The 6080-nt window shown below is 53.4% G+C and carries 2 tRNA genes and 3 rRNA genes; all 5 read right to left on the bottom strand.

Features of this window, described 5'->3' with window-relative positions:
- Positions 1-233 precede the first annotated feature (233 nt).
- Positions 234-346 (bottom strand): 5S ribosomal RNA (gene rrf, locus ACNAZS_RS26685).
- 169 nt (positions 347-515) lie between these two features.
- Positions 516-3402, bottom strand: a 23S ribosomal RNA gene (locus ACNAZS_RS26680).
- A 339-nt stretch (positions 3403-3741) separates the two neighbouring features.
- Positions 3742-3817 (bottom strand) — tRNA-Ala (locus ACNAZS_RS26675).
- 69 nt (positions 3818-3886) lie between these two features.
- A tRNA-Ile gene (locus ACNAZS_RS26670) sits at positions 3887-3963 on the bottom strand.
- Between the two features lie 145 nt (positions 3964-4108).
- Positions 4109-5639: ribosomal RNA gene (locus tag ACNAZS_RS26665) — 16S ribosomal RNA — on the bottom strand.
- The 16S, 23S and 5S rRNA genes sit together here with 2 tRNA genes alongside, the layout of an rRNA operon.
- Positions 5640-6080: the final 441 nt, after the last annotated feature.

The raw sequence follows: 6080 nt of genomic DNA, 5'->3' as shown, positions 1-6080 counted from the left end.
GCGCCACAGGGTGTGGGCGTTGGAGACCTCAGGCCACGAGACGGTGAGCACGGCGACTGCGTCCTGGCAACGGGCGGGGGTCGCGTGGGCCGGTAGGATCGTGCACGAGGCGGTGTGCGCAGGTTGCCGTGCCGAGGGCCGTGGGTGGTGAGTGCTGTCGTCGGGTGTGCTTTCTGTTTGCGCAAAGACAAACCCCCACCGGAGGGTATCCGATGGGGGTTTGAGGCATAAGAGCCTGACGATGACCTACTTTCACAAACGAATGTTCACTATCATCGGCGCGAAGGCGTTTCACGGTCCTGTTCGGGATGGGAAGGAGTGGGGCCACCTTGCTATGGTCGTCAGGCGTAACTGGCTGGGTCCGCAGACGGTGAGTCTACGGTCCCGAATTGGAAGAAGCACATCGACCGAGCGCGCAGTGTAGGGGCGCTCAGGTTGTGAAGAATGACGAATTAATTATATAAACGGCACTTGTCGCTACGCTCATATCAGGTCTTAAAAACCCGTAGAGTTATAGGATCAAGCCGCACGGGCAATTAGTATCGGTTAGCTCAACGCATTACTGCGCTTCCACACCCGACCTATCAACGTTCTGGTCTCGAACGACCCTTCAGGGGGATCTAGTCCCCGGGATACCTAATCTTCAGACGAGTTTCCCGCTTAGATGCCTTCAGCGGTTATCTCTTCCGTACTTAGCTACCCGGCAATGCCATTGGCATGACAACCGGTACACCAGAGGTACGTCCACTCCGGTCCTCTCGTACTAGGAGCAGGCTCCGTCAAGTATCCAACGCCCACGGCAGATAGGGACCAAACTGTCTCACGACGTTTTAAACCCAGCTCACGTACCTCTTTAAATGGCGAACAGCCATACCCTTGGGACCGGCTACAGCCCCAGGATGAGATGAGCCGACATCGAGGTGCCAAACACCGCCGTCGATATGAACTCTTGGGCGGTATCAGCCTGTTATCCCCAGAGTACCTTTTATCCGTTGAGCGATGGCCCTTCCATTCAGAACCACCGGATCACTATGTCCTGCTTTCGCACCTGTTCGACTTGTCAGTCTCACAGTCAAGCACGCTTATGCCATTGCACTATCAGCACGATTTCCGACCGTACCTAGCGTACCTTCGAACTCCTCCGTTACGCTTTGGGAGGAGACCGCCCCAGTCAAACTGCCTACCATGCACTGTCCCCGATCCGGGTAACGGACCAAGGTTAGAACCGCAAACAAACCAGGGTGGTATTTCAAGGTTGGCTCCACCGAATCTAGCGACTCAGTTTCAGCGCCTCCCACCTATCCTACACAGGCCGGTTCACAGTCCAATGCAAAGCTACAGTAAAGGTTCATGGGGTCTTTCCGTCTAGCCGCGGGTAGATTGCATCATCACAAACACTTCAACTTCGCTGAGTCTCAGGAGGAGACAGTGTGGCCATCGTTACGCCATTCGTGCAGGTCGGAACTTACCCGACAAGGAATTTCGCTACCTTAGGACCGTTATAGTTACGGCCGCCGTTTACCGGGGCTTCGATCAAGAGCTTGCACCCCATCACTTAACCTTCCGGCACCGGGCAGGCGTCACACCCTATACGTCGACTTTCGTCTTAGCAGAGTGCTGTGTTTTTAATAAACAGTCGCAGCCACCGATTCTCTGCGGCCCCTTCAGACTTTGCGCGCAAGCGCATCACCCTACCAGGGCATACCTTCTCCCGAAGTTACGGTATTAATTTGCCGAGTTCCTTCTCCTGAGTTCTCTCAAGCGCCTTGGAATATTCATCCCGTCCACCTGTGTCGGTTTGCGGTACGGTCTCGTACAGCTGAAGCTTAGAGGCTTTTCTTGGAACCACTTCCAATCACTTCGGTCCACTTGGGACCTCGTGCCACACCCTTGAATTACGCGCCCGGATTTGCCTAAAGCGCCTTCTCCAATGCAGCAACAGGGACTTCCAACACCCTGATGACCTTCCGCGATCCGTCCCCCCATCGCACTGTACGACGGTGCGGGAATATTAACCCGCTTCCCATCAGCTACGCATCTCTGCCTCGCCTTAGGGGCCGACTCACCCTGCGCCGATGAACGTTGCGCAGGAAACCTTGGACTTACGGCGAGGGGGCTTTTCACCCCCTTTATCGCTACTCATGTCAGCATTCGCACTTCTGATACCTCCAGCAGCCTTTACAAGCCACCTTCGCAGGCTTACAGAACGCTCTCCTACCGCGTGTACTAAAAGTACACACCCGCAGCTTCGGTTTATTGCTTGAGCCCCGTTACATCTTCCGCGCAGGACGACTCGATCAGTGAGCTATTACGCTTTCTTTAAAGGATGGCTGCTTCTAAGCCAACCTCCTGACTGTCTATGCCTTCCCACTTCGTTTCCCACTTAGCAATAATTCGGGACCTTAGCTGGCGGTCTGGGTTGTTTCCCTCTTGAGTCCGGACGTTAGCACCCGGTGCTCTGTCTCCCAAGCTGGACTTGCGGGTATTCGGAGTTTGCCATAGGTTGGTAAGTCGCCATGACCCCCTAGCTATAACAGTGCTCTACCCCCCGCAGTCATACTTGAGGCACTACCTAAATAGTTTTCGGAGAGAACCAGCTATTTCCAGATTTGTTTAGCCTTTCACCCCTATCCACAGCTCATCCCCTAATTTTTCAACATTAGTGGGTTCGGTCCTCCAGCACGTGTTACCGTGCCTTCAACCTGGCCATGGGTAGATCATCTGGTTTCGGGTCTACACCCAGCGACTAAATCGCCCTATTCGGACTCGCTTTCGCTACGGCTTCCCTATTCGGTTAACCTTGCCACTGAATGTAAGTCGCTGACCCATTATACAAAAGGTACGCAGTCACCCCACAAGGAGGCTCCTACTGTTTGTATGCACACGGTTTCAGGATCTATTTCACTCCCCTTCCGGGGTTCTTTTCGCCTTTCCCTCACGGTACTGGTTCACTATCGGTCGATTACGAGTATTTAGCCTTGGAGGATGGTCCCCCCATCTTCAGACAGGATTTCACGTGTCCCGCCCTACTTCTCTTACGCCTAGTTCCACAAGCCAGATTTCATCTACAGGGCTATCACCTGCTACGGCCGGACTTTCCATTCCGTTCGATTATCTGAAATGCTAAATCGTAAAGGCTTCTCCGATTTCGCTCGCCGCTACTTTCGGAATCTCGGTTGATGTCTTTTCCTCGAGTTACTGAGATGTTTCAGTTCACCCGGTTCGCCTTCGCTGGCCTATGTATTCAGCCAGGAATACTGCATCGCTGCAGTGGGTTGCCCCATTCGGACATCTGCGGATCAAAGCTTGTTTGCCAGCTCCCCGCAGCTTTTCGCAGGCTACCACGTCCTTCTTCGCCTGTAATCGCCAAGGCATCCACCATGTGCACTTAGTCGCTTGATCCTATAACACTACCGTCTTATAGGACGCTGATATGTCTCGCGTTTGTGCCGTTCATCACTCTCAAAACAAGCAGGTCTTGCAACCCACTCTTGAGAACTTGAACTAAATCTAATGCAATCACAACCCGTGTTCACCTTCGCTGGCTCACGCCAACTACCGTATGAACACATTTTCGTTGTGCTTCTTCCAAATTGTTAAAGAACAAATGTATAACTCGTTAGGCAAAACCCAACAGATAACGCCAAATCACGTCAGCTAACCTTCTCGCCAACCCGCGCGACACTATCTGTTGAACTCTACAATTGCACACCACTACCCCAAGGCAAACCCTCAGATCTATGGTGGAGGTGAACGGGATCGAACCGATGACATCCTGCTTGCAAAGCAGGCGCTCTCCCAGCTGAGCTACACCCCCATCTTCCCTCGCCACTACCCGACGCAACGTATCTCTACCTCGCCCCAGCTCGCGCACTCAGAAAAAACCTGGTGGGTCTGGTTGGATTCGAACCAACGACCCCCGCCTTATCAAGACGGTGCTCTAACCGACTGAGCTACAGACCCAAATAAACTCTTCGGATCCGCACCCAGAATCATAGGCCCTCAGGGAAGAGTCTCCCCTTACTCCCAAGATTCCAAATCGATCCCAGCTATACATTTAACAAACAACCGATAAGCGTGGACGCTTAGCAAAGCAGCTTTCGCTCTTAAAGGAGGTGATCCAGCCGCACCTTCCGATACGGCTACCTTGTTACGACTTCACCCCAGTCATGAATCCTACCGTGGTAATCGCCCCCCTTGCGGTTAGGCTAACTACTTCTGGTAAAACCCACTCCCATGGTGTGACGGGCGGTGTGTACAAGACCCGGGAACGTATTCACCGCGACATGCTGATCCGCGATTACTAGCGATTCCGACTTCACGCAGTCGAGTTGCAGACTGCGATCCGGACTACGATCGGGTTTCTGGGATTGGCTCCCCCTCGCGGGTTGGCGACCCTCTGTCCCGACCATTGTATGACGTGTGAAGCCCTACCCATAAGGGCCATGAGGACTTGACGTCATCCCCACCTTCCTCCGGTTTGTCACCGGCAGTCTCATTAGAGTGCCCTTTCGTAGCAACTAATGACAAGGGTTGCGCTCGTTGCGGGACTTAACCCAACATCTCACGACACGAGCTGACGACAGCCATGCAGCACCTGTGTTCCAGTTCTCTTGCGAGCACTGCCAAATCTCTTCGGCATTCCAGACATGTCAAGGGTAGGTAAGGTTTTTCGCGTTGCATCGAATTAATCCACATCATCCACCGCTTGTGCGGGTCCCCGTCAATTCCTTTGAGTTTTAATCTTGCGACCGTACTCCCCAGGCGGTCAACTTCACGCGTTAGCTGCGCTACCAAGGCCCGAAGGCCCCAACAGCTAGTTGACATCGTTTAGGGCGTGGACTACCAGGGTATCTAATCCTGTTTGCTCCCCACGCTTTCGTGCATGAGCGTCAGTGTTATCCCAGGAGGCTGCCTTCGCCATCGGTGTTCCTCCGCATATCTACGCATTTCACTGCTACACGCGGAATTCCACCTCCCTCTGACACACTCTAGCCCGGTAGTTAAAAATGCAGTTCCAAAGTTAAGCTCTGGGATTTCACATCTTTCTTTCCGAACCGCCTGCGCACGCTTTACGCCCAGTAATTCCGATTAACGCTTGCACCCTACGTATTACCGCGGCTGCTGGCACGTAGTTAGCCGGTGCTTATTCTGCAGGTACCGTCAGTTGCCCCAGGTATTATCCGGAGCCGTTTCTTTCCTGCCAAAAGTGCTTTACAACCCGAAGGCCTTCATCGCACACGCGGGATGGCTGGATCAGGGTTGCCCCCATTGTCCAAAATTCCCCACTGCTGCCTCCCGTAGGAGTCTGGGCCGTGTCTCAGTCCCAGTGTGGCTGGTCGTCCTCTCAAACCAGCTACGGATCGTCGCCTTGGTGAGCCTTTACCCCACCAACTAGCTAATCCGATATCGGCCGCTCCAATAGTGCGAGGCCCGAAGGTCCCCCGCTTTCCCCATAAGGGCGTATGCGGTATTAGCCACGCTTTCGCGTAGTTATCCCCCGCTACTGGGCACGTTCCGATACATTACTCACCCGTTCGCCACTCGCCGCCAGACCGAAGTCCGCGCTGCCGTTCGACTTGCATGTGTAAAGCATCCCGCTAGCGTTCAATCTGAGCCAGGATCAAACTCTTCAGTTTAATCTCTGTTTAATTCGCGCACCATCACCCCGAAAGGCCATGGCACTTCACTCAAAGGAAATGAGGTTCCATGAATATCATTGACATCCAAGGTACTTCACTTCAAATGTGTGCGCTTGATTTGTTTAGCTTGTGCAGCCATCCCCCAACGAATCGGAGAACCGCTGCGCCACCCTACCAAGCGCCCACACTTATCGGTTGTTTAGTTGTTAAAGAGCAAGTACTGCTTGAGCAGCACAGAAACGAGATTATGAAGGCTTTTTTGCAAGCTGTCAAATCGAAGAACCTGCCCATCGACCTGACTTCACATCCACTTCCACACCACCCCCGACCATCTGGATACCAGGGTTTACCCTGACCTCACCGACTGCCGAGCCCGAAATATTAACACACTTTTTATCGCCTGCGCAGTGAGATCCTAACAATCATCACCGCCGGTCT

Origin of the sequence: Bordetella tumulicola (genome assembly GCF_965138755.1) — a bacterium.
GTDB lineage: Bacteria > Pseudomonadota > Gammaproteobacteria > Burkholderiales > Burkholderiaceae_B > Bordetella_A > Bordetella_A tumulicola.
The sequence above is the reverse complement of the archived record's forward strand: the minus strand, read 5'-3'. Positions and strand labels throughout refer to the sequence as shown.